A 24,861-nucleotide genomic window follows, 5' to 3' on the forward strand; every position below is an offset into this window, starting at 1 on the left:
GCTTCAGGATACCCGTAGCAGCGCTACAAGACCTTAAAAAGGCTTTGACAGGTTCTTGCTCTGGGCTTCAACTGGGCAGAAGTGGACTTCAGACCAGGTTTCTGGCCTTAGATAGTCTCCAGGGCGCGCGGGGCGTCCAGGTCCACGAATTCACCTTCCCAACGGGCAATCACCGCAGTGGCCAGGCAGTTCCCGATCACGTTCACCGAGGTACGGGCCATGTCCATGAGTTCGTCAATACCCAGAATGATGAAGATGGGCTCTACCGGCAGGTTGAAGGAAGCGGCGGTTCCCAGCAAAATCACCAGGGAGGCGCGGGGAACTCCGGCAATCCCCTTGCTGGTGAGCATGAGGGTGAAGACCATGAGTAACTGCTGCTCCCAAGGCATTTCAATACCCGCAGCCTGCGCCACAAACACAGAAGCCAGGGACAAATACAGGGTGGAGCCGTCCAGGTTGAAACTGTAGCCCATGGGCATCACAAAGGCCACAATCTTTCGGGGTACCCCAATAGATTCCATGGCTTCCATGGCGCGCGGCAGGGCCGCCTCAGAACTGGTGGTGGCAAAGGCAATGGAAACGGGCTCGGCAATGGCCTGCACAAACATCTTAAGCGGAATCCGGAAGAAGAGGGCGGCCGGCAACAGTACCAGCAACAGGAACGCGATAAGGGCTACATAGAGCGTGGCCAGGAGCTTGAAGAGGTTCACCAGAATCCCGAAGCCCATGTGGCCCACGGTGTAGGCAATGGCGGCGCCCACCGCGATAGGGGCAAAGTACATGATGATGTTGGTGAACTTGAACATGGTCTCGGCCAGGCTCTCGGTTACCTCCAGCAACGGGCGGCGTTTGCGCTCGTTCAGCATGGCCAGCGCAATCCCGAAGAGCACGCTGAACACCACAATCTGCAGTACCTGTCCCTCGGCCACTGATTTAGCGATGTTTTCCGGGAAAATGTGCAGAATGATGTCTTCAAAGGTCTGGGGCGGCGGGGCCGTGATCTCATCGCTGGTCTGGCCCTTGAGCACGATTCCGTCGCCGGCGCGGCTCAGGTTAATGGCAAACAGACCCAGGAACAAGGCCAGCGTGGTCACTACCTCAAAGTAGATCAGGGCCTTTATCCCCATTTGGCCTACCTGCTTCAGGTTGGAGTGACCGGCAATGCCTACTACCAGCGTGGCGAAAATGAGCGGGGCAATGACGGTTTTCACCATCTTGAGGAAAATCTTGCTCATCACGTTCAGGTGTTGGGCAAAGGCCGGGAAGCTGTACCCGATCTCGGCGCCTATGACCATGCTCACCAGAATCCAGGTGGTCAATGATTTCTTGCGGGCGGCAAACAGGATCAAGACCGCAATGCCTGCCCAGCGGAGGGCGGTGAGCACCACTTCAGGGAGGGTAAGAAGGCCATAGTTCTGACACAGTGTGAGCACTACCGCCACCGTGAGAATCACAAAAGCCGAAAAGGCGAGCGTGGATTTTTTCATACTAAAAGTAAAGCTTCCTCCCCAGGAACAGAGAAGAGCAGAGGTTTTGGGTTTAGTTGAGTTGTAGGCGTTTAAGCCCGGTTCAGGTATTGGAACCTACAAATATACTTTTTTCTTCCGGTTCAGAAAGAAGGCGGCGGTTCTTGGGCTATTTTTTGAAAAGGGGCACAAAAACGGGTATTCCATTGGCCTTTGCTTCTTTTTTGCTACACTTGGGGCTTGCAAACACTACCCTTGACTATGCTACTATGGAATTTGGAGGCTCTTGACCTCACGCTACGCTACACCTGGAAAATATCGCGCAATGCCTCAGACGTGAAAACCAACCTCTTTGTGACCGTTGGCGATGAGAAAGTCCAAGGCAGGGGAGAGGCCGCCCCCAACACCCGCTACGGCGAAACCCCCGACCTGCTGCAGCAACAGTTCCAGACCCTGCAGGCCAATGGGTTACCCCAGGTAGGCTCCGTAGAAGAACTCCAGCACCTGATGAGCCTGCACCCGGTGCTGCCCGCCCTGCGGTTTGCCATAGAGTCTGCGTTTGTGCACTACCTCTGCCGCAAGAACGGACAGACGGTCTCTGAATTCCTGGGCGTTCAACCCGTGACTTCCGCGCCTACGGCCTATTCTTACCCCATCATGGAACCCGGCAAGATTGCCGCCTTCACCAAAGAGCACGGGCTGCACCGGTTTGAGTACCTCAAAGTAAAGGTAAACCAGGAAAGCGGCCTGGACATGCTCGCAGAAGTGACTAAAGCCACCACGCAGGGCCTGATCATAGACGCCAACGAAGCCTGGCAGGACCCAGATTCCCTCATGCGTTTCTTTGAAGGGCTTAAAAAGTACCCCGTGCTCATGATTGAGCAGCCTATGCCCTCGGCCTTGCAGGAAGAATACCTGTTCCTGAAGAAGCGCTCCCCCTATGACCTCTTCGCCGATGAGTCTGTCACCGACCATGCCGATTGGGACCTTTTGAAGCAACAGTTCCACGGGGTGAACATGAAACTGATGAAGGCCGGCGGGTACCTCAACGGCTTGGCCATTTTGCAGAAAACCAAAGCCATGGGCCTGAAAACCATGATTGGCTGCATGATGGAAACTTCTATGGCGATCTGGTCTGCCTTGCAACTGGCCCACGGCATAGATTTGCTGGACCTGGACGGTATGCTCATAGTAAAAGACGAGCCGTTCCAATTGGTGCGGGAAGAAGCGGGAAGGCTTTATCCGGTGGAGCAGCCCTAGGCCTTCAAAGGGTTTAAAGACCGTTTTTCGAAAAAGGGGGCCAAAACCTCTCCCTTTGCCATCAACAGAAAGCCCCTGTCTGATCTCAGACAGGGGCTTTCTGTTTCCGTACTTTTCCTGCTTCCTGGTGGTCAACGGTGCCTTCTACGTGTTGGGCCTGGAGCAGATAGACGCTTCATAGGGATAAGGGAGCGTCAAGGTAGGCCTATATCTCCGTGTCCATGATTTCCTGCTGCTGTCGCCACAAAGCAGTGCACTTATTAGGTGTCACTTTGGTAGCCAATACCCGTGAAGCAGAACCACAAAAGAGGAATGGGTTTCTATTGCTTTTTCTTTTCCTCAGCAGTTAACTGTTGCTGTAGCCGGGCCAGGTCTGCGTTCAGCTTTTTCAGTTCCGGGGAATTGGGCTTGTTCTGGACCGTTTTCTGGAGCAGGTCATGTTTTTGTTGCAGAATGCGTTGCTTTTCCTGTAACAGTTTCTGGCGGTCATTGAGTTGCTGGGCCTGCAGCAGCTGTTTGCCCATGCCGGTGGTGTCACCGGACACCGTGATGTTGCGTTGTGTGACCACGGTAGAGGGATGTAGGTTGCCTTTCAGATCAACATGGTCACCCTCCTTCAATTGCAAGGCCTCGCCGCCGGCGGCCGTAAAAGAACCGTTGGGTTGCAGCACCGCCCCGTTGGGGAAGGTTCTGGCTTGGCTGAGGGGCGTAAAGTCTTGGCCTTTTATTTCCATCACCTTGCCGTTGCGCAGGATCATGCCCTGGCGCAGGGGAGTAACACTGGTAGTGGTGGTGCGCCCGCTCTCGCTTTTTCTGATAGATGCCTTTTGGGCCAGGGTCAGTTCTGGGATAAGGGCTAGGGCCAGGAGAAGGCTGCCAGCCCACAGGATACGGTGTAGCATAGGGTATATGTTGCTTTTGGGGTTTTTACGTTGATTTTACCAAAACTGGCCTAAAAGACCGGCTACAGGGCACGGTTACGTAGGAATGTCCTTTTTTCGCTCTTTCAGGTATTGGATAATGCCCGGTAGAACAGACAGGAAAATAATGACCGGAATGGCATAGTGCAGGTAGTCTTTCATCTGCGGGAACTGCCGCCCCAGAAAATAGCTGGCCAGCACCAGGGAACAGATCCAGAGGGCGGTGCCTACTGCGCTCAGGAGCAGGAACCGGCTGAACTCCATGCCGGTGACCCCGGCCAGCAACGGATTGAAGGTACGCACCACCGGCACAAACTTGCCCACCAGAATGGCAGATTTGCCTTTCTCTTTGTAGAAGCTTTGGGCACGTTCCAGGTTTTTCCGCTTGAAATACCACGTGTCTTGCTTGTGGAACAGTCTTTTGCCCATTTTACTGCCAATGGAGTAGCCCAGCAAGTCACCGGCCACGCCGGCGGCCGTCATGCTCAACAGCAGCACGCCCAACGGAACTTCCAGTATCTGGGCCCCTGCCAGAAGCCCTGTGGCCAACAGCAGCGAATCACCTCCCGGAATCACCAGGCCAATCAGCAGGCCTGTCTCTACAAAGACCACCAGGAGAATTAGCGTGAGGCCACCGTACCGGATCATGTTCTCGGGGCTGGAAAACATCTCTGACCAGGCCATCAGGAAAAGGTCTGTCATTTACATCTTGGCTAAGTTTAGGTGCATTACGCATGAAGGAAGCCGGATGTTGGTAGTATCTTTGTAGGGAAGGGCAGAAACAGCCGCGCTATCTTGCTGATTCTGCGGTAGAACTATATATTTGAGCATCCCCTGAGATTGGAGGTTTAAAGATGAAAATTGAGGAAGAAATAAAGCAGAGTGTCTTCAGAGACATTTACCAGAAGTCCTACATCAACGTGGTGTATACCTCCAATTGGTTAGAGCAGCGGCAGGCTGCCATGTTCAAATCTTTTGGGGTCACCTTGCCGCAGTACAACGTGCTGCGTATTCTTCGGGGCCAGCATCCCAAACCGGCTACGGTTAACTTGCTCATAGACCGTATGTTAGACAAAACCTCCAACGCCTCGCGCATTGTTGACAAGCTGGAGGCCAAAGAACTGGTTACCCGCAAGCAATGCCCTTCTGACCGGCGCACAGTAGACATTCTCATCACTGAGAAAGGATTGAACCTGCTGCAAGAGATGGACGGCTTGGGCAACACCGGGTTCACCGGACTCAATAATCTGTCTCAGGAAGAGGCAGAGCAATTAAATGCCTTGCTTGACAAGATCAGAAGCTGAATTGATGTACCTTGACTACCTAAACCTTTTATAATAACTATCCAAATTGAATACATCCATGAAAAAATTGGTACTTTCTTGCCTGGTAGCGGCCACCTTGGGGGTTTCTGCCTTTACCCTGGTTTCACCCAACAGCCCTGAAAAGAAGACTGCGTCTGTGTCAAAAGCCGCCGTGCAGAATTACAAAGTAGTACCTGCAGAAAGCAAAATTACCTGGGTGGGCCGCAAGGTAACCGGCGAGCACAACGGTAACATCACTTTGGCCAGTGGCACCCTGCTCCTAGAGAAAGCCGCTATCCGGGGAGGCACCTTTGTCATGGACATGACGTCCATCACCTGCAATGACTTGCAGGGTGGATCCAACAAGAAGCTGGTAGATCACCTGAAAGCTGATGATTTCTTCTCAGTGGAGAAAAACCCGACGGCTAAATTCGCCATCACCAATATCTCTCCCAAGCAGAATGCCAAGGCTGGAACTGCCAATTACACTATCACTGGTGACCTTACCATCAAAGGCATCACAAACCAAATCTCTTTCCCGGCGCTGGTAACCGTTAAAAAAGGCGTGGCCACGGCCAAAGCCTCCTTGAAGTTTGACCGCACCAAGTGGGACATCAAATACCGCTCTGGCAATTTCGTGGAAAACCTGGGTGACAAAGCCATCCTGGATGATGTGGAACTGAACATTGACCTGGTGGCCAAGCAAGAGGCGGTCGCCAAGAAATAGCTCCTTCCATTCCCTGCATAAAAAAGCGGCCAGCACCTTAAGGTGCTGGCCGCTTTTTTATGCAGGGAATTTTGTAATATTATCACATGTTGGCTTGGAGCACTCCAGTTTTTAATTGATAGTTTTTAAGAAGCAAGCTGTTGCGGGGTATCTAGATGAAGTTGACATGTTGGGTGTGAAATCATAAAGAAATTGCTTCCATAATTGAAAAATGCCTTAGTTGAATTTGTTTGAAAACGAATTAGGTTAATTATATAACAGATATGGATATAAACTATGTTATTCTAGCTCATAAAAATCCGGAACAAATAAAACGTTTGGTTGAAAGATTAAAATCTGTCAAAACTCGTTTCTTTATTCATGTAGATAAAAATGTTGAGATCGATTTATTTAAGAAGGCTTTGCCGGAAGATGATAAGATATTTTATTTAAGAGATAGAGAAGATGGGACTTGGGGTGATGTAGGTATTGTGAAAGCTACTATTATTGCTTTAGAACAAATTGTAAACAAAAAATGTACAGGTTATTGTGTTTTACTGAGTGGACAAGATTATCCAATAAAATCAAATGCAGAAATTGAAACCTTTCTAAAAAGGAATTATGGATCTAATTTTATAGAAACGTACCCAATCCCTAGTGAGAAATGGGTAGTGGGTGATTCTGGCGGCCAATGGGAAAGCGGAGGAATGGGCGGAATAGAAAGGATACAATTCTACAAATTCAATCTATCCCTTGGATGGGGTAGGTATATTTTGTTGCCTTCCCTTCTATCTAAGGAGTTCTATAAACAGTGGAGGAAAAATTTACAATACATAGGAATTTATATAAGGCATAAGAAAACTTTTCCTTTTCCAATCATAAGGCAACGTAAATTTCCTGACTATTTAAGGCCATTTGGAGGAAGCCAATGGTGGGCACTGCCTATTGAGACTGTAAATAAAATAGTTCTATTCTTAAAGCAGCATAGAGATTATTTGATCTATAATAAATACTCGCTTCTGCCTGATGAGTTCTTCTTTCATAGTATCATAGAATACTTAGCTTCCGTTGAAAATAATGTGGTCATAAAGCCTTCTGTGACCTATGTAAATTGGAAGAGGGAAGGAGTAACGCTTCCAGTTACTTTTAATTCAGATGATTTGAACGAACTAATAAGTCAACCAGAAGAATTTTTATTTGCCCGAAAATTCGATTGTGAATATGATAAAACAATATTAGATCTACTGGATGAAAATGTATGAGGAAGTATAGTGAATGAAATACGGGTTATTATATTTTAGAGAAGTATAGGATTGCGTGATTAGATGAATAAGATTCAATGAATCGCCAAAAAAGTAGTTTGGACGATTATTCTGAAACTTGAAACATTTTGAAAACTAAAACCCGGAAGCTCGGCAGTAGGGCCATGCTTCCGGGTTTAGGCATTTTGGCGGTGGAAACCGCTCCTTACAGAAGCGTAGACTTTACCCGTGGGCGGTTGTAGTCAGGTTCCCAATCATTGAGGGGCAGGCAAATGCCTGGGGGAAGGTCCAGGTCAGGCAACCCGTCATTGAGGGGTTCGCCTCCGTCATCGTCACTGTCATCTTGCGGCGGTACACTAAGTCGTTTACGAGGGGCCAGTGCTAGAAAAGCAATCAAGGCAAACATGGCCAAAGAGTATACGATCATCATAAAATCCGATGAATTAAAAGTCTCACATCACATCCACTAGCCGGTAGGCGTCTCTTGTATGTTCAACGTATGCTGGCCCCGCTATGTTGACTGCCAGGGCAAAAAAATAAATAAGTTATTGGGGTTGGTTGGTTTTGATTCAAGGTGGGCGTAGCTTTGCCTCAGTTTAGGGGTGCCTTAAGATAACGGGCTGAGATCATACCCATTGAACCTGATCCGGGTAATGCCGGCGAAGGGAAAAACAAGGGAACAAAACAAGAGTGGGAGCACCGGCCCCTGGTGGCTTCTGTTTGTTTTATCTATTCATCTTTTTCACATGAAAAAAGCTTTAGCCCTGCTCATGGGCTGCCTGCTGCCTTGGTACGCCATGGCACAGCACACCTTGTCTGGCCGCATTGTAGACGCTGCCACGCAAACACCGCTCACCAGTAGCACCGTAACCCTTTCGGCCGGTAACCGGGCCACGCTCTCCAACGCCACCGGCCATTTCAACTTTACTAACCTGGCCGCCGGTGACTATACCCTGCACGTGAGTTACCTGGGCTACGCCACCGCTTCGCAGACCGTGACGGTACCCACGGGGCAGCCGCTTGACATCCAGTTAACCCGTTCCAGCGTGGCCACCAAGGAAGTGCTGGTGACCGCCACCCGCGCCAATGAGAAAACCGGCACCACCTACACCAACGTGAGCAAGCAGGAACTGGAAGACCGCAATTTTGGCCAGGATTTGCCGTATCTGCTGGAAAACACGCCTTCTTTGGTGACCAATTCAGATGCCGGCGCCGGAGTGGGCTATACCGGCATGCGCATCAGAGGATCAGACATTACCCGCATCAACGTGACGGTGAACGGCATCCCGGTCAACGACGCGGAGAGCCACGGCGTCTTCTTCGTGAACATGCCGGACTTTGCCTCGTCATTGCAGGACGTGCAGATCCAGCGCGGCGTGGGCACCTCCTCCAACGGGCCGGGGGCCTTCGGCGCCAGCCTTAACCTCCAGACCCAGGATGCCAGCCCCGAGGCCTACGCCCGCACCGACAACGCCTTCGGTTCCTACAACACCTGGAAGAACAACGTGCAGTTCGGGACCGGACTTTTGGGGGGCAAGTTTGCCGTAGACGGCCGCCTCTCGCGCATTTCCTCTGACGGGTACATTGACCGCGCTACGGCCGACCTCAAATCCTTCTACCTCTCCGGCGGGTATTACGGCGCAAAGGACTTTCTGAAAGTGGTCATGTTTGGTGGGCATGAGGTCACGTACCAGGCCTGGAACGGGGTGGACGAGGAGACCCTCAAAACCAACAGGCGCTTTAACTCGGCGGGAACGGACTACGGCAGCGTAGACACCCCCTATGACAACGAGGTGGACGATTACCAGCAGTACCATTACCAGCTGCACTACGGCCATGAGTTCAGCAATACCCTTTCCCTCAACGCCGCCTTGCACTACACCCGCGGGTTTGGCTTCTATGAGACCTTTAAGAGCCGGGCGAAACTGAAGGACTACCTCATTCCGCCCATCACCATGGACGGCGCCCCGGTGCTGAGAACCGGCCTGGTACGCCAGAAATGGCTGGACAACCACTTCTACGGCAGCACTTTCGCGCTGCAGTACAACGGGACCGGCAAACTGTCGGCGGTATTGGGAGGCGGCTGGAACAAGTATGAGGGCGCGCACTTCGGCGAGGTCATCTGGGCACAGCATGCCTCCACCATCCGGCCCGGCCACCGCTATTATGACGGTGATGCCCGCAAAACCGACTTTAACGTGTACGGCAAGGCTACCGTGCAAGCCACTGAGGCGCTGGGCTTCTTCGGGGACCTGCAGGTACGCCAGGTGGACTATCGCATAGACGGCACCGATGACGACCAGCAGGACGTGACCACCCGCGCCGACTACAATTTCTTCAACCCCAAAGCCGGCCTGACCTTCGCCGTCTCAGAGGCTCACCAGTTATACGCCTCGGTGGCCGTGGGCCACCGCGAGCCCACCCGCTCAGACTTCACGGACCGCCCGTCCAATGACAGAGCCAAGCCTGAGCGCCTGGTGGACTGGGAGGCCGGTTACCGGCTCAGCCAGCCTTTGGGTGAGTTCAGCGGCTTGCCCCTGCGCCTGACCACCGACCTCACCCTCTTCTACATGGACTACAAAGACCAGCTGGTGCTCACCGGCCAATTGAATAACGTGGGCACCGCCATCAGGACCAATATCCCGGAAAGCTATCGGACCGGGGTTGAACTGGCTGCCGGGGTAGGGCTGGGCGAGGTAGCGTTCCTTTCCTCCAACCTTTCCCTGAGCCGTAACCGCATTGAAAGGTTCACCGAGACCCTTCCCATTGACTATGACCCTGAGAACGTGGCGGTGAACGAATACGAGGAAACCACGATTTCCTATTCTCCCAGCTTTGTCACTTCTTCCCAGCTGGAGGTTCGGCCCCTCACCGGCCTGCGGTTCCAGTTCCAGTACAAGACCGTGAGTGAGCAGTTCCTAGACAACACCGCCAGCCAGAACCGCCGCCTGAAGCCGTATGAGGTGGGGGATGTGCGCGTTTTCTACCGTTTTAAGCCAGTGAACTGGATGAAGGAAGTAGAGCTGGGTCTATTGGTGAACAATGTGTTCAGCAAGGAGTACGTGGCCAATGGATACACCTTCACGGAACTGTACGGCGGCGACCCTGCCCGCTATGACTACAATTACTATTTCCCGCAGGCCCCCCGCAATTTCATGGGGCAGGTGAGCCTGCGTTTTTAAGCGGTTTTCAGCAAAACTGCCCTACAACAGGAAAGCCCTGCCGTAACGGGTGGGGCTTTCCTGTTGTAGGGCCTGAGGTGGCGACTGGAGCCGTAGAGACAAGGCATGCCTTGTCTCTACAAGGACCTTTCTTGCTGGCCTGTTTTTTATAAAAATGACAGAAAACGGAGGCTGAGCCTCCTGTCTTGAAAGGTTTTGCTAACAAGTAGTTGGCGGGTGCCGGGTTTCTTGCTAAGTTTGGAAACAGACATCGACGTTAACCCCACAACCCTATGGCTTCAGAGAACTCCGGCGCCCCAGATTATTTCAACATAGATGACCTGCTCACCGATGAGCACAAACTCATCCGGCAGACCATGCGGGATTTCGTGAAACGCGAGATCTCCCCCAGCATTGAGAAGTGGGCGCAGGACGCACATTTTCCCAGTGAGATTGTGCCTAAGTTCGGCGAAGTAGGTGCCTTCGGGCCTACCATTCCCACCCAGTACGGCGGTGGTGGCCTGGACTACATCAGCTATGGCATCATCATGCAGGAGATTGAGCGCGGCGACAGTGGCATGCGGTCTACGGCCTCGGTGCAAGGGTCTCTGGTCATGTACCCCATCTACGCCTACGGGTCAGAAGAGCAGCGCAACAAATACCTGCCCAGACTGGCCTCCGGTGAATGGCTGGGCTGCTTTGGGTTGACGGAGCCGGATTTTGGGTCTAACCCGGGCGGCATGGTCACCAACATCAAAGACATGGGCGACCATTACCTACTTAACGGCTCTAAGCTCTGGATCTCCAACTCCCCTGAGTGCCAGGTGGCGGTGGTATGGGCCAAGAACGAGCAAGGGCGCATCAAAGGCTTGATTGTGGAGCGCGGCATGGAAGGTTTCACCACCCCCGAGATCCACAACAAGTGGAGCCTGCGGGCCTCTACCACCGGCGAACTGGTGTTTGACAACGTGAAAGTGCCCAAAGAGAACCTCCTGCCCAACGTTGACGGATTGAAAGGCCCTCTGGGTTGTCTGGATTCGGCCCGGTACGGCATCGCCTGGGGAGCTATTGGGGCTGCCATTGACTGCTATGAGAGCGCCTTGCATTATGCCAAGCAGCGCATCCAGTTTGACAAGCCCATTGCCTCTTTCCAGCTTATCCAGAAGAAACTGGCTGAGATGGTCACCGAGATCACCAAGGCCCAACTGATGGTGTGGCGCCTGGGAACGCTCAAGAACGAAGGCAAAGCCACCACCCAGCAGATTTCCATGGCCAAGCGCAACAGCGTAGACATGGCCCTGCACATCGCGCGTGAGGCGCGGCAGATCCACGGGGGCATGGGCATTACCGGCGAGTATCCCATCATGCGCCATATGATGAACCTGGAAAGCGTGATCACCTATGAAGGCACCCATGACATTCACCTGTTGATCACCGGCGCAGATATCACCGGTATACAGGCGTTTAAATAAGCTTTTTAGCCACAACTGATTTAGATGGAAAAAAGCCATAAAGGCGTCAAGGCAACCTTTGAAGGACTGAAAGGTGCCGGTGGCAGAAGGCGTGATTTGCTGCCCTGGTGGATGAAGGCCTTTATCTGGTTTTTCTTGCTGGCCGGGGGTATTTTGCCTATAGGACTGGTAATGGGCTTACTGGGATATAGCTTTTCTCTCTCTTTGTACGGTTTTGAGACTAATAACCCCTTTTCGCCTACTGGTATTTTTCTGATGGTGCTGTTTCTGCTGAAAGCCATCACTGCGTTTGGGCTATGGACCGAGAAAAACTGGGCAATTAAGGTAGGGATTCTTGATGCAGTTATAGGTCTTTTGGCGTGTGGGGCGGCCATGCTGGTACTTCCCTTGATTGATACCTCAGAGGGATTCGTCTTTAACTTCAGACTTGAACCTTTTCTGCTGGTTCTCTACCTGTTGAGGCTCCATAAAATAAAGAATTCCTGGCAAGGAGCCTAAAGGTGGCGCACCCGGGGTCAGGCTTTGCTTCCACTGCGGCATTTTTTAATTTACCCAAGAATGAATCATAGGAAAGCAGTTACGGAAGCGTAGCTGCTTTCTCTGTTTTTAGCCTGATTTAGGTTAAGTATCTCTGAAACGATAGTAGCCATGATCAAGGGAGAATTCATGGAAGTGTACTAAATCTTATAAGAGTTAAACGCCCTGTCCTGTACCATATGATACCATTCAATAGCCTTGAATTTAATAATTGCAAGTAAATCAGGTGCTTATCAGGATAAAGTTGTAGTTTGTGCCTTCACCTATAAAATTAAATATTATATGAAATCAAAAATTCTTTCTAATCTATTCTGTGCTATTCTAATGGTTACTGCCTCTGTTCTGTTTTCAGGATGCTCAGGTAATGACGATGACACCGCACCTCTTACCTCCAACAATTCAGCTACTGCTATGATTGGAACCACTACATTTACCTCAGTTAAACTAAATGCTTCTACAGAGTCATTTTTTGGGCAAACGTTGATCAACCTAGACTATATCAACCAAGGCGGTGATACGTTAAGGCTGGGAATATTTGAAGGTTCACCTGATAAGACAATGACATATGAGATGAAAATGAATGACGTGGAAATAGGATTCATCCTAAACTATAGTAAGAAAGATAGGACAGAGTACGCACCCGGAGACGGAGACAAAGGCACCCTCACTATTACGGCACATGATAAATCTGCAAAGGTGATCAAAGGTACATTCAATGGTAAATTGAGCCCTTCTCCTTTAACAGCACTTTACCGTCAGTTGTAGTGACGAATGGTCAATTTGAAGCGAAATATTAAAAGTAAATTAAATTGGGTTTCAGGCCTTTGAGCTGAACCAACCATACACAAAGAAGCCTCTGCAATCACAGGGGCTTCTTTGTGTATGGTTGGTTATAGTATTTCTTGTGCAGGAATAATCTTCCTTTTGTATTCTTAGCCTGTTTTCCAGAAAAGCTGGGAAGAGGAGGCGTTATGTTTTATTGCTAATAATATTAGATAAACCTACTTTATTGTTAAAAATAGTAGCAAAAATGAGGCTTTTTCTAGCTTTATGGGAGCGTTTTTAGCGTGGGTTGTGTTATCTTTACATCGGAATCTTTGCTTCATCCGCTAAGAGATTTTACACATGAGAGAAGACTATTTAACTGGTTCTGCTGATCACCTTTCCCCGGCTGAGAAGGAGTATGACAAGGCCCTGCGGCCTTTGGACTTCAGCGACTTCACTGGTCAGGCGAAGGTGGTAGACAACCTGAAGGTATTTGTGGGGGCAGCCATCATGCGGGGCGAAGCCTTGGACCACGTCCTGTTGCATGGACCTCCGGGCTTGGGGAAGACTACTTTGTCGCACATCATTGCCAACTCACTGGGCTCTAGCATCAAGATCACGTCTGGCCCGGTGCTGGACAAGCCCAGTGACCTGGCGGGCCTGCTCACCAACCTGGAGAAGAATGATGTGCTGTTCATTGACGAGATCCACCGTCTGAACCCCATTGTGGAAGAGTACCTGTACTCGGCCATGGAAGATTACAAGATTGACATCATGCTGGATTCAGGGCCTAATGCCCGGTCGGTGCAGATTTCCTTGAACCCGTTCACGCTCATTGGGGCCACCACCCGCTCCGGGTTGTTGACTTCGCCCTTGCGCGCCCGCTTCGGGATCAACGCCCGGTTAGAGTACTATGACTCTAAACTGTTGACCTCCATTGTGCAGCGTTCGGCAGAGATCCTAGGTTCGCCTATTTATGAAGATGCCGCCTTTGAGATTGCCCGCCGCAGCCGGGGTACGCCGCGTATTGCCAATAACCTGCTGCGCCGAACCCGCGACTTCGCCCAGATCAAAGGAGACGGAACCATCACGGTAGAGATCGCGCAGTTTGCTCTGAACGCCCTGGATGTGGACCACAACGGCCTGGATGAGATGGACAAGCGCATTTTGATGACCATTATTGACAAGTTCAAAGGCGGCCCGGTGGGTCTTTCCACCATTGCCACCGCCTGCGGCGACGAGGCCGAGACCATTGAGGAAGTCTATGAGCCGTTCCTGATCCAGGAAGGGTACATCAAGCGCACCAGCCGGGGCCGCGAAGCCACCGAAGCCGCTTACCGCCACTTGGGCAAGATTCCGCCCAACCACGTCCGCAGCGGCACCTTGTTTGACAACGCCGAGTAGAAAAACGAGGTTTTGGGGTTGTTTTTCAGGAAATAGCCCTGAAATCGCTAGACACTCGTAGGAGCTGCGCACACTACGAGGTCATAGAAGAGGCCACTGAAACTGCCCTTCAATATTTTAAACCTCACAGGTTTTCAAAACCTGTGAGGTTTTTGTTTCTTTCTACGGTAGCGCGCGTCTCCAAGCGCCCGTGTTCAGGCTGGTGGTTCCCAGCGAGTCTGGAGACTCGCACCATCATGGGTCACGAGACTAAGTTTCGCGCCAGCTTGTTTCTATTCGTTAGACTCAAGACTCAGGACTCCATCAGACCTCGTAGTGTCCGGAGGTCCTACGAGTGTCACTGCCAGCACTTTTTACCACTGTTTTCTGAAAAGCAGCCGTAAAACAGAATTTATACAGGAACTGAAATTCTTTTCCACCAATTTTGTTTTCTCAAAGCAGTCATCGGCTAAAACCACCCATGTTCAACCTTGCTCCCAAACATACGCAGCTCATCAAGCAGAAGGCCCAGGAACTGGGGTTTATGTACTGCGGTGTGTCTAAGGCCGAATTTCTGGAGGAAGAGGCGCCCCGCCTGGAGAGTTGGCTGAACCAGAACATGCACGGCCAGATGCACTACATGGCCAACCATTTTGACAAGCGCCTGGACCCGCGCCTGCTGGTAGAGGGGGCAAAGTCGGTGGTGAGTTTGCTGCTGAACTACTTCCCGGAAGAGACGCAGCCGGAAGACACGTTCAAGATCTCTAAGTACGCGTACGGGCAGGACTATCACTTCGTGATCAAAGACAAGCTGAAAACGCTGTTCCAGTTTATTCAGGAAGAGATTGGCGAGGTGGGCGGTAGGGTGTTCGTGGATTCAGCCCCGGTCATGGACAAGGTGTGGGCGAAGAAAAGCGGTCTTGGGTGGGTAGGCAAGAACAGCAACCTGATCAGACCGGGCGTGGGCAGTTTCTTTTTCATCGCGGAACTGATCCTGGACCTGGAACTGGAGGCCGATGGGCCTATCAAAGACTATTGCGGCACCTGCACCAAATGCATGGACGCCTGCCCTACAGATGCCATCTCCGCGCCGTATGTGGTAGACGGAAGCAAATGCATCTCTTATTTCACCATTGAGTTGAAAGACCAGATTCCGCAGGAAGTAGAGGGGAAATTTGGGAACTGGGTTTTTGGCTGTGATATTTGCCAGGATGTGTGCCCCTGGAACCGGTTCAGCAAGGCGCACCGGGAGCCGGCGTTTGCGCCACACCCAGAGTTGCTCCACCTCACAGGAAGTGATTGGGTGGAGCTTACTCACGAAGTGTTCAGGGATATTTTCAGGAAATCGGCCGTTAAACGGACAGGGTTTGAGGGGTTAACCAGAAACCTTCGTTTTGTGGCCAAGGAACCAGCCGCCTCGTTAGGCGACCATCACGTTTCTGAAGACCTTGTCTAAGATCGTGCTGTACGTACCAGAGAAATGCGTATAGCACCACTCGCGCAAGATTTCCAGCTCTTGTTGTACCAACATCCGCATGCTTTTTCTCAACTCCTTTTCAAACAAACTGGAGTCAAAGCTCACTTTGCTCAAAATCAACTTTACGTACTCTAACATGACTTAAAGGTATAGGTATTTATATTTTTTGGTTAGGTATAAACTATACGCAAAGATGCAAAAAAAGATTCCAGTATTTATACTGATTATGCAAAATTTTGTACTGATTTTACAATTAATTTGACATAAAGAAGGCAGCCTTTTGGGGCTGCCTTCTTTATGTGCTCAGAATAAAGGGGTTATTTGATGAACGGCGCCACAATGGTATTTACCTGGGCTACGGTCAATGGTTCATCAAAGGCCTCTGAGGCGGCGTTGGCATCAATGGCAATGCCATTAAAGGTGCCTACAATGTTTACCCCCGCCTGGGTGGTCACTTCTTCGCCATCATAGACCCCTTGGAACGCAGGCGGCAGGCCGCCTCTGTCTTTCATGGTGATCCAAGGCTTGTTAGTAGCAACTCCGCTGGCCATGTCACGGCGCATACGGCGCAGGTGGGCGGCATGTCTTGCTTCCACAGAATGGATCTGCAGGGCTGCCTGAAGCACCGCGTCATTGGTCATAAGCGCAGGGGCAGCTCCTTTGTAAGCTCTTACACCGGTGTCTTCAAAGGCCTGGGCCACCGCCAGCATGGTGGGGTAGTCAGTGAAGGTGGAAGTTCCTAGAAGGCCTTTGGCAGTCCAGTCAAAGTTGGCATCAGTGTAGTTGGTGGGGGCGGCGCCTCCCAGGCCGGTAATGGCCGTGCGCAGGAAGTTCACGTGGTCTTCCTCGTGGTCACGGATCACGGTGAAAGCCGTTTTGCCGGCGGCCGAGGCGAAGATATTAGTGTCAGCAGCCCGCTTATAGAAATAGTACTCCAGGTTTTCCAGCTTCAGGGCGAACTCCAGCACCTCGCGCACGGTAGGGGTGCCGGTCTGGCCGTAGGCTTTGTTCAACATAGAGCCAAAGGCCACCGGAATGGCAGCAGCGGCCAGTTTCTTGCCAAAACCACCAAAATGCTTGAATACGGCGCGGCGTGGGTCTAACCGGTCAAAGATTTCCGGATCTACTTTCTCTACTTCTTTTAATATATTAAAGATATTCATGGCTTTCTAGTGATTAAGTGGTGGGCAAGTTGCTTGCGTTGATGGTTTCCTTGATGAAAGGCTGAGCAAGGGCCAGTACCTGTGCGGGCGTCAAGGCCACATCCAGACCGTTGGCATCCACAATCTCGCCTGACCGTATGCCAGCCGGGCCGCTGGCAAAGGTGCCGTTCTCAATCATGTCTCTGATCTCTGCGGCGTGCCGGGCTTCCACTGACACAATCTTGCCGGCAATTCCCAGGAAAGTGGCGCTGGTGAGCAGTTTGCCCGCTCCGTTATAAGCGGCTACCCCCAGGTCTTCAAAGGTTCTGGCCGTGGCCAGGATAGAGGCGCGGCTGGCCAGGGCGCTGGCAGGCAGGTTAGGCGTAAGGTTAGGGATGATCTGGCTGGCGGCCGTGCTGGTGATGGCGGCCCTGAAGAACTCGCGGTGTGCTACCTCGTGGTTTCTGATGTCCATAAGAACAGCTCTTTCAGTGGCATTGGGGAAAAGCGTGGCGAAGTTGGCCATACCTACCACGGTGGTGTAAAAGGCAGCCTCCAGTTGCTCCAGGGCATACGCATAGTTCAGGACGCCCACATCACCGGAGCCAAGGTTCACAGCGCCTTGCATGTTGGTGCCGGTGGCATCATCGTCGTCATCACAGCCCGTGAGCAGAAGCGCTGATACAGCTACGCCTGCCCCCGTATACTGGAGGAAAGAACGGCGGTTCAAAGGGTTTTTCAATCCCTGCAAGACGTTCTGTTCAGGAATTGAATTCGTGTTTTTAGCCATAGTTTTAAAAAATGAGGGTGAAACAATTTCTGTAACCAGAACACCTGGGGGCACCGGTTCTAGGGTGGAGCCGCCTCTGCCTTCTGGCCGAAGTAGCGAGACCTACGAGACGCGTTGTTCCCCCGGATTTTAGGCAGGTGAAAAAAAACACAATTATTTTGGGTGGCCGCAGAGAGTGGCTGGTTTTACTGGACGCAGAGGGTAGGGGCCTTGGTGGGTTCTTCGTACTTTTGGGCCGAAGTACTACGGTCGCTTTTTGGCCGTTTTAACCAAAACAGATGAAAAAGGCGGTTTTTCTTATTCTTTGGCTGATGGGCTGGGCCTCCTGGTGCAGTGCGCAAGACCATGCCGTGGAATATGGGCCAGCCGTGATTCCCATTGACCAATATTTCACTATTTCATTAAAGTCAGCGGGTGCCAAGCCCGCTAAGGTAGAAGGCTTCCCAGAAATAGAGGGCCTGCAGAAGAGTACCCAGAAGTCTTTCACCACCACCATCACCAAAGGCACCAAGACCTCCTTCGTGTATACCCTCACCCAGCAGTACGCCCCGCTCAAAGAGGGGGACGTGATGGTGAAGCCCTTTGCCCTGGTGGTAGACGGCAAGAATGTACCGGCCCCCGGACTCAAGGTGAAAGTGCTGGCCGCCGTGCCCCTGCCAACAACTCCGCCTGACAGCCTGGCTGGAGACAAACCTATCACTCCCCTGGAGGCGCCCGAGTTTGTGGAAGTCAAGGAGAACGCCTTCCTGACCCTGCACCTGCCCAAGGAACGGGCTTTTGTGGGCGAGGCTGTGCCGGTCTCGCTGTGGTTCTACCTGGCAGACGCTGACCTTGGCTTGTTGGATTTTGTGGAGTTCGAGACCCAGATAGGCACCATTGTACAGCAACTGAAGCAGCGCAGCGCCCTAGAGGAAGTAGTGCTGCAAGACGAGATCCTACCAGAGAAGATAAAGATCGGGAACAAAGACTTCACGCGCTACAAGCTGTACGCGGCGGTTCTGTACCCCATTACGCCGCAGCTGCTCCGGTTCCCGGCTATCAGCCTGCGGATGATCAAATACAAGATCGCCAAGAACCCTTCGCTCCTGACCCAGAACCGGTTACCGGAAACCAAGACTTACACCACCTCCGGCAAAGTGGTCACCGTGAAATCCTTGCCCCCTCATCCGCTACGCGACCAAGTGGCAGTAGGGGAGTTCCGGTTGGAAGAACAGTTGTCACGCAGCACCATCACCCTGAACCAGAACCTGGTCTACCTGTTCAAGATAGTGGGGGAGGGCAACATCAGGACCCTGCCCGCCCCCCGAAGCGTGGGCATCTCCAGTGAGCTGGAAATCTACTCGCCAGAGATCAGGCAGAGCCACCGCATAGAGCAGGGCCGGTTGGTAGGCAACAAGGTGTTCCGGTATTTCATGGTGGGGCGCCAGGCCGGGCAGTACCCTCTGCGGGAGCTGTTCCAATGGGTTTACTTCAACCCCACCACTGCCCGCTATGACACCCTGCAGCCGGCCTTAACCGTGCGGGTGCGGGGGCAGGAAGACCAAAATAGTTACATAAGAGCGCAAGATGTGGGTGAATTTTACAATATTGCCGCCACAGAAAGCAATCAGCTCACCAGCCTGGACCAATTCAAGGAGGCGCGCCTGTACACCAACGTGGTGTTAGGGGTGCTGCTGGGGGTTGCCTTGTTTATTTTCATACTAAAGAGGAAATGAGTAACACGTACGGATCCATCTTCCGGATCACCACTTTTGGGGAATCACATGGTACCGCCGTTGGCGTGATTGTGGACGGTTGCCCCGCCGGATTGCCTATCACCGTGGAGGAGATTCAGGCGGCCCTGGACCGCCGCAGACCCGGCCAATCCAAGATCACCACCCCCCGCGACGAGAAAGATCAGGTGCAGATCCTTTCGGGCATCTTCAACGGCCAGACCCAGGGCACGCCCATCGCGCTCACCGTCTTCAACAAAGACCAGGCAAGCCATGACTATTCGCACATAGAAAGCGCCTTCCGGCCCTCGCACGCAGATTACACCTATACCGCTAAATACGGCTCCAGAGACCACCGCGGCGGCGGCCGAAGCTCAGCCAGGGAAACCCTGGCCCGGGTAGCGGCCGGCGTGTTGGCGCAGAAGTTCCTGGCGCTGCAGGGCATCCAGATCACCGCATACGTGTCACAGGTGGGCAGCATCTTCGCCCCGGCAGATTATACCCAGATGGACCTTAGCCAGGTAGACAGCACCATTGTGCGGTGCCCGCATCCAGAGACCGCCCAGGCCATGATCCAGCTCATTGAAGAAACCCGCGACAAGTTGGACACCATTGGCGGTGTGGTTTCGTGCGTGATCAAAGGCGTGCCGGCCGGCTTAGGGGAACCCGTGTTTGACAAGCTCCACGCTGAGTTAGGCAAGGCCATGCTCAGCATCAATGCCGTGAAAGGTTTTGAGTACGGCAGCGGGTTTGAGGGTGTGCGCATGTACGGCTCTCAGCACAACGACGTCTTTTACACTGATGACAAAGGCCAGGTGAGAACCCACACGAATCATTCCGGAGGTATTCAAGGAGGAATTTCCAATGGGCAGGATATCTACTTCAAAGTAGCGTTCAAGCCGGTGGCCACCATTCTACAGACCCAGGACACCATTGACAAAGAGGGCAACGAGATCAAGCTCCAGGGCAAAGGCCGCCACGACCCTTGCGTACTGCCGCGCGCCGTGCCCATTGTAGATGCCATGGCCGCTTTGGTACTGGCTGATTTTGTGCTGCGCCAACGAGCCAACAAAATAGACTAGCTTCCATTGAGGGCTTATTTTTCAGAAATAAGCCTGAAACGAAAGGGTGACTTTAAACGAGCAGGTATCTGATTTGTACCGCCTCTCCTTTTTCTGGTCCGTTTTATAGAAAGAAGCCTGAAAACAGGGCTAAGGTAGTAGCAACTCAATAGACCCCACAGATCACCCAGACCTGTGAGGTCTTTGCCTATCAGGTTCACTGGTGGCAGTAAAAGCAAAGGGCGTTATGGGACTGTTTTTAGAAAAACAGCTCCATAACGCCCTTTGCTTTCTATAGAGACAAACCTTACAGAATCACCAGTACCCAGATCAAAACCAGAACCGGCAGCAGGTAGATCAAGGAGTATTTGAACATGTAAGCAAAGAAGGGCGGCATTTTCACCCCGGCTTGCTCGGCAATGGCTTTCACCATGAAGTTAGGCCCGTTGCCAATGTAGGTCATGGCCCCGAACAGTACCGCGCCAATAGAGATGGCTTCCAGCACCAGCAAGGTCTCTGGTGATCCTGGCAACCCGTTGGCGAAGGCCTGCACCTGGACAGTACTGGAGTAATTGAGCTGGTACTTGGCCATACCCAATGAAAGGAAGTTGGCGTAGGTAGGGGCATTGTCCAGCACGCCGGAGAGCGAGCCCGTCACCCAATAGAATACCGAAGGTGTGAGCTTCGCGGCGAATTCCGGGGAAGAGGCTAGTCCGGCGGCCAATTGCAGGGCAGGCATCATGGTAAAGAAAATCCCGAAGAACAGGAACACCACCTCCAGAATGGGGTCAAAGGAAAAGTGGTTTCCGTTGAGGGCGGTGCGGCTCGCAAATTTAAAGCACAGGAACGCCGCCGTCAGCTGTACCAACTCCCGCACAAAAGAAACCTTGATGCCTCCTTCCAGCGGAATGTAGGGCAGCCATTCATAGGTAGCCGGGTTCAGAAAGGTAGCGCCAATGATCACCGCCAGCCAGAGCAGGTTCCGCTTGCCGGTGAAGAAGAACTCTGTTTTGGCTTCCACGCGGGCTTTTACTTCTGGCTTGGGAACAAACCCTTCTTTGTTGCGCCTATCCAGGACAAAGAAAATAGTACACAAAGCGCCCACGGCAATAGCCCAGGGTGTGAAAAGGTGCTGTAGCGTCCAGAAGAAAGGCACACCCTTCAGAAACCCAATGAACAACGGCGGATCACCCAGCGGGGTTAACATACCCCCGGCGTTGCTCACGATAAAGATAAAAAACACGATCTGGTAAGGCTTGATGCGGTGGTTGTTCAACCGGATGAACGGCCTGATGAGCAGCAGCGATGCCCCGGTAGTCCCGATCACGTTGGCAATCACGGCCCCAAACAAAAGAATGCCCACGTTAATGAGCGGGGTGGCGTTGGCATTGGCGTTGATGTAAATGCCGCCGGCCGCCACATAGAGGGCACTCAACAGGATGGCAAAGGAGGCATATTCAGCCAGGGTCTCGGCGGGCAGGTGGGTGTCTTGCAAGACCATCAGGTAATATGCCAATACCAGCAGGCCCAGACCTACCGCAATCGTTTTGTAAAATCTATGCCAGAAATGCGGAAAGAAAATAGGGCCGGTGGCAATCATCCCAATCAGTAAGGCAAAAGGAGTGATGAGGAAACCGGGCACTTGAGGGGGGGTAGCGGCTGCCAAAAGCGAAGCAATGAGCATAGATGGGCACAGTTGGTGAAAAATCAAGTGCCGCAAAATTACGTTTTCTGTTGTAACCGCGGGTTGTTTAGGGCTTTATTTCAGAAAATAGCCGGTAAAACGCCTTCAAAGGAACGGTTCCCCCAAGGGAACCATCACGTATTGGTTTTTTGGCTATTTTTGGAAACTTAAACCCTAGCTAGTAGGTTTTTATTATATTAAAAAGAGAAAGAGCCATGACTGAAAATACAACCAAAGCCGTGTCGGTGTACGCTGAGGCGAACCCTAACCCGGAATCAATGAAATTCGTGCTCAACACCACCCTGCTGGGCGAAGGCGGTAGCGTAGACTATCCAACGGTGGAGAGCGCCATGGAGTCTCCGTTCGCGCAGGAGTTGTTCAACTTTGACTACGTGTCTAGAGTGTTCATCGCGAGCAACTTTGTGACCGTGACCAAGAACAGCCCCGTGGCCTGGGCGCAGCTCATCCCAGAACTGAGAACCTTCATCAAATCATACGTAGAAGCCGGCGGCCCTATTTTCCTGGGTACTCCTACTACTTCTACGGCTGCCTCGGCCTCCGCTGAGATGTCCGCAGACCTTTCCGCGGAAGACGCAGAGATCTCCCAAAAGGTAATTGACCTGCTGGAGAACTACGTGCGTCCGGCGGTGGAGCAAGACGGCGGCAACATCACCTTCCGGTCCTACAAAGAAGGCGTAGTAACCGTGAACCTGCAAGGCTCCTGCAGCGGTTGCCCTTCTGCTACCGTTACCTTGAAGGCCGGTATTGAGAACCTGCTCAAGCGCATGGTGCCTGAGGTGCAGGAAGTGGTGGCCGAAGGCATAACCCTGTAATTGACCCTAATTCTTTATAAAAAGGCGCTGACATTAGCTTGTCGGCGCCTTTTTTATTGCTCTTTTAGGAGAAAGGGAACGCCCCGTTGGCAGACAATTGGTCCGGCGCGCGGGCCAGAATTATTCTACTTTGAATATTTTTTGCTACTTTCAAAGCTGATTAATTAACTACCTCTTAATGTCAACACCAGCTTCAAAGCATCCGAAGGGCCTTTATTACCTTTTTCTGGCGGAAATGTGGGAACGCTTCGGTTACTACCTCATGATCGGGATTTTCTTCCTGTACATGACAGACACCCAAAGTGGCGGAATGGGACTTCCCAAAGACCAGGGTTCTGATATCTATGGCACCTTCATCGCGTTGGTGTTTTTGACTCCCTTCATTGGCGGCCTGTTGGCCGATAGGTTACTGGGCTACCGGCTCTCCATCACCATTGGCGGTTTATTGATGGGGTTGGGCTACTGCGGCCTCGCGGTTCCCGGCGATACCTTCTTTTTCCTTTCTTTGGCGCTCATCATCATTGGGAACGGGTTTTTCAAAGCCAACATCTCTACGCTGCTGGGTAACCTGTACTCTGAACCCCAATACCTGCCCCAGAAAGATGCCGGTTACAACATCTTCTACATGGGTATCAACCTGGGCGCCTTCATCTGTAATTTTGTGGCGGCGTACCTGCGCAACACCTACGGCTGGGGCTTCGCGTTCCTGGCGGCGGGTATAGGCATGTTCATCGGTCTGATCATCTTCTGGGCCGGTAACAAGACGCACCGCGACTATGACATCCGCAAACCCGCCCAGCCGCATGACATGCCGCTCTGGAAAGTGTTCAGCCTGGTGATTCTGCCCGCCATGGTGGTGGGTATCCTGAGCTGGTTCCTGATTCCGGGCAACGTGTTTGGTTCTGACTCTACAGATGCCTTCATCTTCGGCTCTATTCCTATCATCCTGTTCTACGTGAGCCTGTGGGCCAAGGCCTCGGTGGAAGACAAGAAACCGATTGCTGCGCTGCTTTCTATTTTTGCCGTGGTAGTCGTTTTCTGGGGCGTTTTCAAGCAGAACGGCACCGCCCTCACCACCTGGGCTGAGTATTACACTGACCGTAGCCTGCCTGAGGCGCTGGAGAAACCGGCAGTTTCGTTGGGTATGGTGCAGAGCGTGGATGCCACCCCTACCACAGTGCCCGCCTTTGACGCGGCCTTCCGGGCCAGCACTGATGCCGACGGCAAAGTGGTCACCAAGGAGGGCGTATCGCCTTACCTGAACAACCTGCCCCAGGAAGAATGGCCCGAGGAAGGCAATTCCCTGGCGCTGATCTCCACGGAGCTTTTCCAATCCATCAACCCCTTCTTCGTGATCATCTTAACCCCGCTGGTGGTAGGTTTCTGGGGCTTTATGCGCCGCAAAGGAAAAGAGCCTAGCACTCCCGCTAAAATGGCCTGGGGCTTGTTCATCACGGGCCTTTCCACCTTGGTGATGGTAGGCGCGGTCTGGGCCGGCGACAACGGCATGGACAAGGTGTCCAGCATGTGGTTGGTAGGGACCTATTTTGTGGTGACTATTGGCGAGCTCTGCCTAAGCCCTATGGGCTTGTCCCTGGTATCCAAAGTTAGCCCTCCGCGATTGACGGCCCTGATGATGGGCGGCTGGTTTATTGCCACTTCCATCGGGAACAAGCTATCTGGTATTCTGGCCAGCCTCTGGGATACGTATGATGACAAGTCGTACTTCTTCTGGGTCAACTTTGCCGTTACTGTTTCGGCGGCCCTGGTGCTGGTGCTCATGCTCAAGTGGCTGCGCCGCATCATGGAGAAACCGGCTATGTAGGCTGGGTAACCTACTTATTGCATTAATAAAACGGCGGCCTCTGAACTTCAGAGGCCGCCGTTTTTGTGTCATTTTCTTGTAAATGCCGGCAAAACCGGTAA

At 52.3% G+C, this 24,861-nt stretch carries 23 protein-coding genes and 1 riboswitch; of the genes, 15 read left to right on the plus strand and 8 right to left on the minus strand.

What is annotated here, in order from left to right; all coding sequences use genetic code 11:
* Positions 1-107 precede the first annotated feature (107 nt).
* The gene (locus tag FOE74_RS03130) at positions 108-1,487 is read right to left on the minus strand and encodes a dicarboxylate/amino acid:cation symporter (protein ID WP_149097133.1); all 1,380 of its coding nucleotides are present in this window, start codon (positions 1,485-1,487) and stop codon (positions 108-110) included.
* A gap of 240 nt (positions 1,488-1,727) precedes the next feature.
* Between FOE74_RS03130 and FOE74_RS03135 the strand changes: the two genes are divergently transcribed.
* Both FOE74_RS03135 and FOE74_RS21540 read left to right on the plus strand, forming a co-directional pair.
* Positions 1,728-2,726, plus strand: a complete 999-nt coding sequence (locus FOE74_RS03135; RefSeq protein WP_149097134.1) for an enolase C-terminal domain-like protein — start codon at positions 1,728-1,730, stop codon at positions 2,724-2,726.
* A gap of 55 nt (positions 2,727-2,781) precedes the next feature.
* Positions 2,782-2,907: a hypothetical protein gene (locus tag FOE74_RS21540; RefSeq protein ID WP_262713739.1), complete on the plus strand. Its 126-nt coding sequence runs from the start codon at positions 2,782-2,784 to the stop codon at positions 2,905-2,907.
* A 139-nt stretch (positions 2,908-3,046) separates the two neighbouring features.
* Here FOE74_RS21540 and FOE74_RS03140 read toward each other — a convergent pair whose 3' ends face one another.
* Positions 3,047-3,628, minus strand: a complete 582-nt coding sequence (locus tag FOE74_RS03140) for a DUF6799 domain-containing protein (protein ID WP_149097135.1) — start codon at positions 3,626-3,628, stop codon at positions 3,047-3,049.
* A gap of 75 nt (positions 3,629-3,703) precedes the next feature.
* Entirely contained in the window at positions 3,704-4,348 is a 645-nt protein-coding gene (locus FOE74_RS03145; RefSeq protein WP_149097136.1) for a DedA family protein, read from the minus strand.
* Positions 4,349-4,500: 152 nt separating this feature from the next.
* Here FOE74_RS03145 and FOE74_RS03150 point away from each other — a divergent pair, with 152 nt between their 5' ends.
* The 3 genes from FOE74_RS03150 (at position 4,501) to FOE74_RS03160 (ending at position 6,918) form a co-directional block, all read left to right on the plus strand.
* On the plus strand, positions 4,501-4,950 hold the full coding sequence (locus FOE74_RS03150) for a MarR family winged helix-turn-helix transcriptional regulator (RefSeq protein ID WP_149097137.1): 450 nt from the start codon (positions 4,501-4,503) through the stop codon (positions 4,948-4,950).
* 58 nt (positions 4,951-5,008) lie between these two features.
* Entirely contained in the window at positions 5,009-5,677 is a 669-nt protein-coding gene (locus FOE74_RS03155) for a YceI family protein (protein WP_149097138.1), read from the plus strand.
* A gap of 263 nt (positions 5,678-5,940) precedes the next feature.
* Positions 5,941-6,918, plus strand: coding sequence for a beta-1,6-N-acetylglucosaminyltransferase (locus FOE74_RS03160; protein ID WP_149097139.1), 978 nt, complete (start codon positions 5,941-5,943; stop codon positions 6,916-6,918).
* Positions 6,919-7,123: 205 nt separating this feature from the next.
* Here the strand turns inward: FOE74_RS03160 and FOE74_RS03165 are convergent, their stop codons facing one another.
* Positions 7,124-7,348 (minus strand): hypothetical protein, encoded by a 225-nt coding sequence (locus FOE74_RS03165; protein WP_149097140.1) that lies wholly within the window; start codon positions 7,346-7,348, stop codon positions 7,124-7,126.
* A 158-nt stretch (positions 7,349-7,506) separates the two neighbouring features.
* A riboswitch (TPP riboswitch) is annotated at positions 7,507-7,604 on the plus strand.
* A gap of 60 nt (positions 7,605-7,664) precedes the next feature.
* Between FOE74_RS03165 and FOE74_RS03170 the strand changes: the two genes are divergently transcribed.
* From FOE74_RS03170 to queG, 6 genes are all read left to right on the plus strand, one after another.
* Positions 7,665-10,100 (plus strand): TonB-dependent receptor, encoded by a 2,436-nt coding sequence (locus tag FOE74_RS03170; RefSeq protein ID WP_149097141.1) that lies wholly within the window; start codon positions 7,665-7,667, stop codon positions 10,098-10,100.
* Between the two features lie 272 nt (positions 10,101-10,372).
* Positions 10,373-11,551 (plus strand): acyl-CoA dehydrogenase family protein, encoded by a 1,179-nt coding sequence (locus FOE74_RS03175; RefSeq protein ID WP_149097142.1) that lies wholly within the window; start codon positions 10,373-10,375, stop codon positions 11,549-11,551.
* A gap of 24 nt (positions 11,552-11,575) precedes the next feature.
* Entirely contained in the window at positions 11,576-12,049 is a 474-nt protein-coding gene (locus FOE74_RS03180; protein ID WP_149097143.1) for a hypothetical protein, read from the plus strand.
* Positions 12,050-12,286: 237 nt separating this feature from the next.
* Positions 12,287-12,853 (plus strand): hypothetical protein, encoded by a 567-nt coding sequence (locus tag FOE74_RS03185; RefSeq protein ID WP_149097144.1) that lies wholly within the window; start codon positions 12,287-12,289, stop codon positions 12,851-12,853.
* Between the two features lie 360 nt (positions 12,854-13,213).
* A complete protein-coding gene (ruvB, locus tag FOE74_RS03190; protein WP_149097145.1) occupies positions 13,214-14,257 on the plus strand; it encodes a Holliday junction branch migration DNA helicase RuvB in 1,044 nt (347 codons plus the stop codon).
* A gap of 460 nt (positions 14,258-14,717) precedes the next feature.
* The gene (gene queG, locus FOE74_RS03195; protein WP_149097146.1) at positions 14,718-15,692 is read left to right on the plus strand and encodes a tRNA epoxyqueuosine(34) reductase QueG; all 975 of its coding nucleotides are present in this window, start codon (positions 14,718-14,720) and stop codon (positions 15,690-15,692) included.
* Here queG and FOE74_RS03200 read toward each other — a convergent pair.
* From FOE74_RS03200 to FOE74_RS03210, 3 genes are all read right to left on the minus strand, one after another.
* Complete coding sequence (locus tag FOE74_RS03200; RefSeq protein WP_149097147.1) at positions 15,657-15,851, minus strand: hypothetical protein; 195 nt, start codon at positions 15,849-15,851, stop codon at positions 15,657-15,659. The two genes, queG and FOE74_RS03200, sit on opposite strands and share 36 nt — an antisense overlap.
* A gap of 179 nt (positions 15,852-16,030) precedes the next feature.
* The gene (locus FOE74_RS03205) at positions 16,031-16,876 is read right to left on the minus strand and encodes a ferritin-like domain-containing protein (protein ID WP_149097148.1); all 846 of its coding nucleotides are present in this window, start codon (positions 16,874-16,876) and stop codon (positions 16,031-16,033) included.
* Between the two features lie 13 nt (positions 16,877-16,889).
* Positions 16,890-17,645 carry a ferritin-like domain-containing protein gene (locus FOE74_RS03210; RefSeq protein WP_149097149.1) on the minus strand — a complete coding sequence of 252 codons (756 nt, stop codon included), beginning with the start codon at positions 17,643-17,645 and terminating at the stop codon, positions 16,890-16,892.
* A 278-nt stretch (positions 17,646-17,923) separates the two neighbouring features.
* Between FOE74_RS03210 and FOE74_RS03215 the strand changes: the two genes are divergently transcribed.
* On the plus strand, positions 17,924-19,360 hold the full coding sequence (locus FOE74_RS03215) for a BatD family protein (protein ID WP_149097150.1): 1,437 nt from the start codon (positions 17,924-17,926) through the stop codon (positions 19,358-19,360).
* A complete protein-coding gene (gene aroC / locus FOE74_RS03220) occupies positions 19,357-20,439 on the plus strand; it encodes a chorismate synthase (protein WP_149097151.1) in 1,083 nt (360 codons plus the stop codon). Before FOE74_RS03215 ends, aroC begins: the two co-directional genes overlap by 4 nt.
* Before the next feature lie 286 nt (positions 20,440-20,725).
* Here aroC and FOE74_RS03225 read toward each other — a convergent pair whose 3' ends face one another.
* Complete coding sequence (locus FOE74_RS03225) at positions 20,726-22,102, minus strand: sodium:proton antiporter (RefSeq protein ID WP_149097152.1); 1,377 nt, start codon at positions 22,100-22,102, stop codon at positions 20,726-20,728.
* 215 nt (positions 22,103-22,317) lie between these two features.
* Here FOE74_RS03225 and FOE74_RS03230 point away from each other — a divergent pair, with 215 nt between their 5' ends.
* A complete protein-coding gene (locus FOE74_RS03230; protein WP_149097153.1) occupies positions 22,318-22,935 on the plus strand; it encodes a NifU family protein in 618 nt (205 codons plus the stop codon).
* Between the two features lie 178 nt (positions 22,936-23,113).
* The gene (locus tag FOE74_RS03235; RefSeq protein ID WP_149097154.1) at positions 23,114-24,760 is read left to right on the plus strand and encodes a peptide MFS transporter; all 1,647 of its coding nucleotides are present in this window, start codon (positions 23,114-23,116) and stop codon (positions 24,758-24,760) included.
* Positions 24,761-24,861 lie beyond the last annotated feature (101 nt).

Origin of the sequence: Rufibacter glacialis (genome assembly GCF_008271745.1) — a bacterium.
Lineage (GTDB): Bacteria > Bacteroidota > Bacteroidia > Cytophagales > Hymenobacteraceae > Nibribacter > Nibribacter glacialis.

Excerpts from the sequence above, each read along its gene's own strand:
- FOE74_RS03170 (WP_149097141.1), top strand. The coding sequence starts at position 7,665 with ATGAAAAAAGCTTTAGCCCTGCTCATGGGCTGCCTGCTGCCTTGGTAC.
- FOE74_RS03135 (WP_149097134.1), top strand. The coding sequence starts at position 1,728 with ATGCTACTATGGAATTTGGAGGCTCTTGACCTCACGCTACGCTACACC.
- FOE74_RS03210 (WP_149097149.1), bottom strand. The coding sequence starts at position 17,645 with ATGGCTAAAAACACGAATTCAATTCCTGAACAGAACGTCTTGCAGGGA.
- aroC (WP_149097151.1), top strand. The coding sequence starts at position 19,357 with ATGAGTAACACGTACGGATCCATCTTCCGGATCACCACTTTTGGGGAA.
- ruvB (WP_149097145.1), top strand. The coding sequence starts at position 13,214 with ATGAGAGAAGACTATTTAACTGGTTCTGCTGATCACCTTTCCCCGGCT.
- FOE74_RS03150 (WP_149097137.1), top strand. The coding sequence starts at position 4,501 with ATGAAAATTGAGGAAGAAATAAAGCAGAGTGTCTTCAGAGACATTTAC.
- FOE74_RS03175 (WP_149097142.1), top strand. The coding sequence starts at position 10,373 with ATGGCTTCAGAGAACTCCGGCGCCCCAGATTATTTCAACATAGATGAC.
- FOE74_RS03160 (WP_149097139.1), top strand. The coding sequence starts at position 5,941 with ATGGATATAAACTATGTTATTCTAGCTCATAAAAATCCGGAACAAATA.
- FOE74_RS03180 (WP_149097143.1), top strand. The coding sequence starts at position 11,576 with ATGGAAAAAAGCCATAAAGGCGTCAAGGCAACCTTTGAAGGACTGAAA.
- FOE74_RS03235 (WP_149097154.1), top strand. The coding sequence starts at position 23,114 with ATGTCAACACCAGCTTCAAAGCATCCGAAGGGCCTTTATTACCTTTTT.
- FOE74_RS03165 (WP_149097140.1), bottom strand. The coding sequence starts at position 7,348 with ATGATGATCGTATACTCTTTGGCCATGTTTGCCTTGATTGCTTTTCTA.
- FOE74_RS03230 (WP_149097153.1), top strand. The coding sequence starts at position 22,318 with ATGACTGAAAATACAACCAAAGCCGTGTCGGTGTACGCTGAGGCGAAC.
- queG (WP_149097146.1), top strand. The coding sequence starts at position 14,718 with ATGTTCAACCTTGCTCCCAAACATACGCAGCTCATCAAGCAGAAGGCC.
- FOE74_RS03215 (WP_149097150.1), top strand. The coding sequence starts at position 17,924 with ATGAAAAAGGCGGTTTTTCTTATTCTTTGGCTGATGGGCTGGGCCTCC.
- FOE74_RS03145 (WP_149097136.1), bottom strand. The coding sequence starts at position 4,348 with ATGACAGACCTTTTCCTGATGGCCTGGTCAGAGATGTTTTCCAGCCCC.
- FOE74_RS03205 (WP_149097148.1), bottom strand. The coding sequence starts at position 16,876 with ATGAATATCTTTAATATATTAAAAGAAGTAGAGAAAGTAGATCCGGAA.
- FOE74_RS03130 (WP_149097133.1), bottom strand. The coding sequence starts at position 1,487 with ATGAAAAAATCCACGCTCGCCTTTTCGGCTTTTGTGATTCTCACGGTG.
- FOE74_RS03155 (WP_149097138.1), top strand. The coding sequence starts at position 5,009 with ATGAAAAAATTGGTACTTTCTTGCCTGGTAGCGGCCACCTTGGGGGTT.
- FOE74_RS03200 (WP_149097147.1), bottom strand. The coding sequence starts at position 15,851 with ATGTTAGAGTACGTAAAGTTGATTTTGAGCAAAGTGAGCTTTGACTCC.
- FOE74_RS03140 (WP_149097135.1), bottom strand. The coding sequence starts at position 3,628 with ATGCTACACCGTATCCTGTGGGCTGGCAGCCTTCTCCTGGCCCTAGCC.
- FOE74_RS03225 (WP_149097152.1), bottom strand. The coding sequence starts at position 22,102 with ATGCTCATTGCTTCGCTTTTGGCAGCCGCTACCCCCCCTCAAGTGCCC.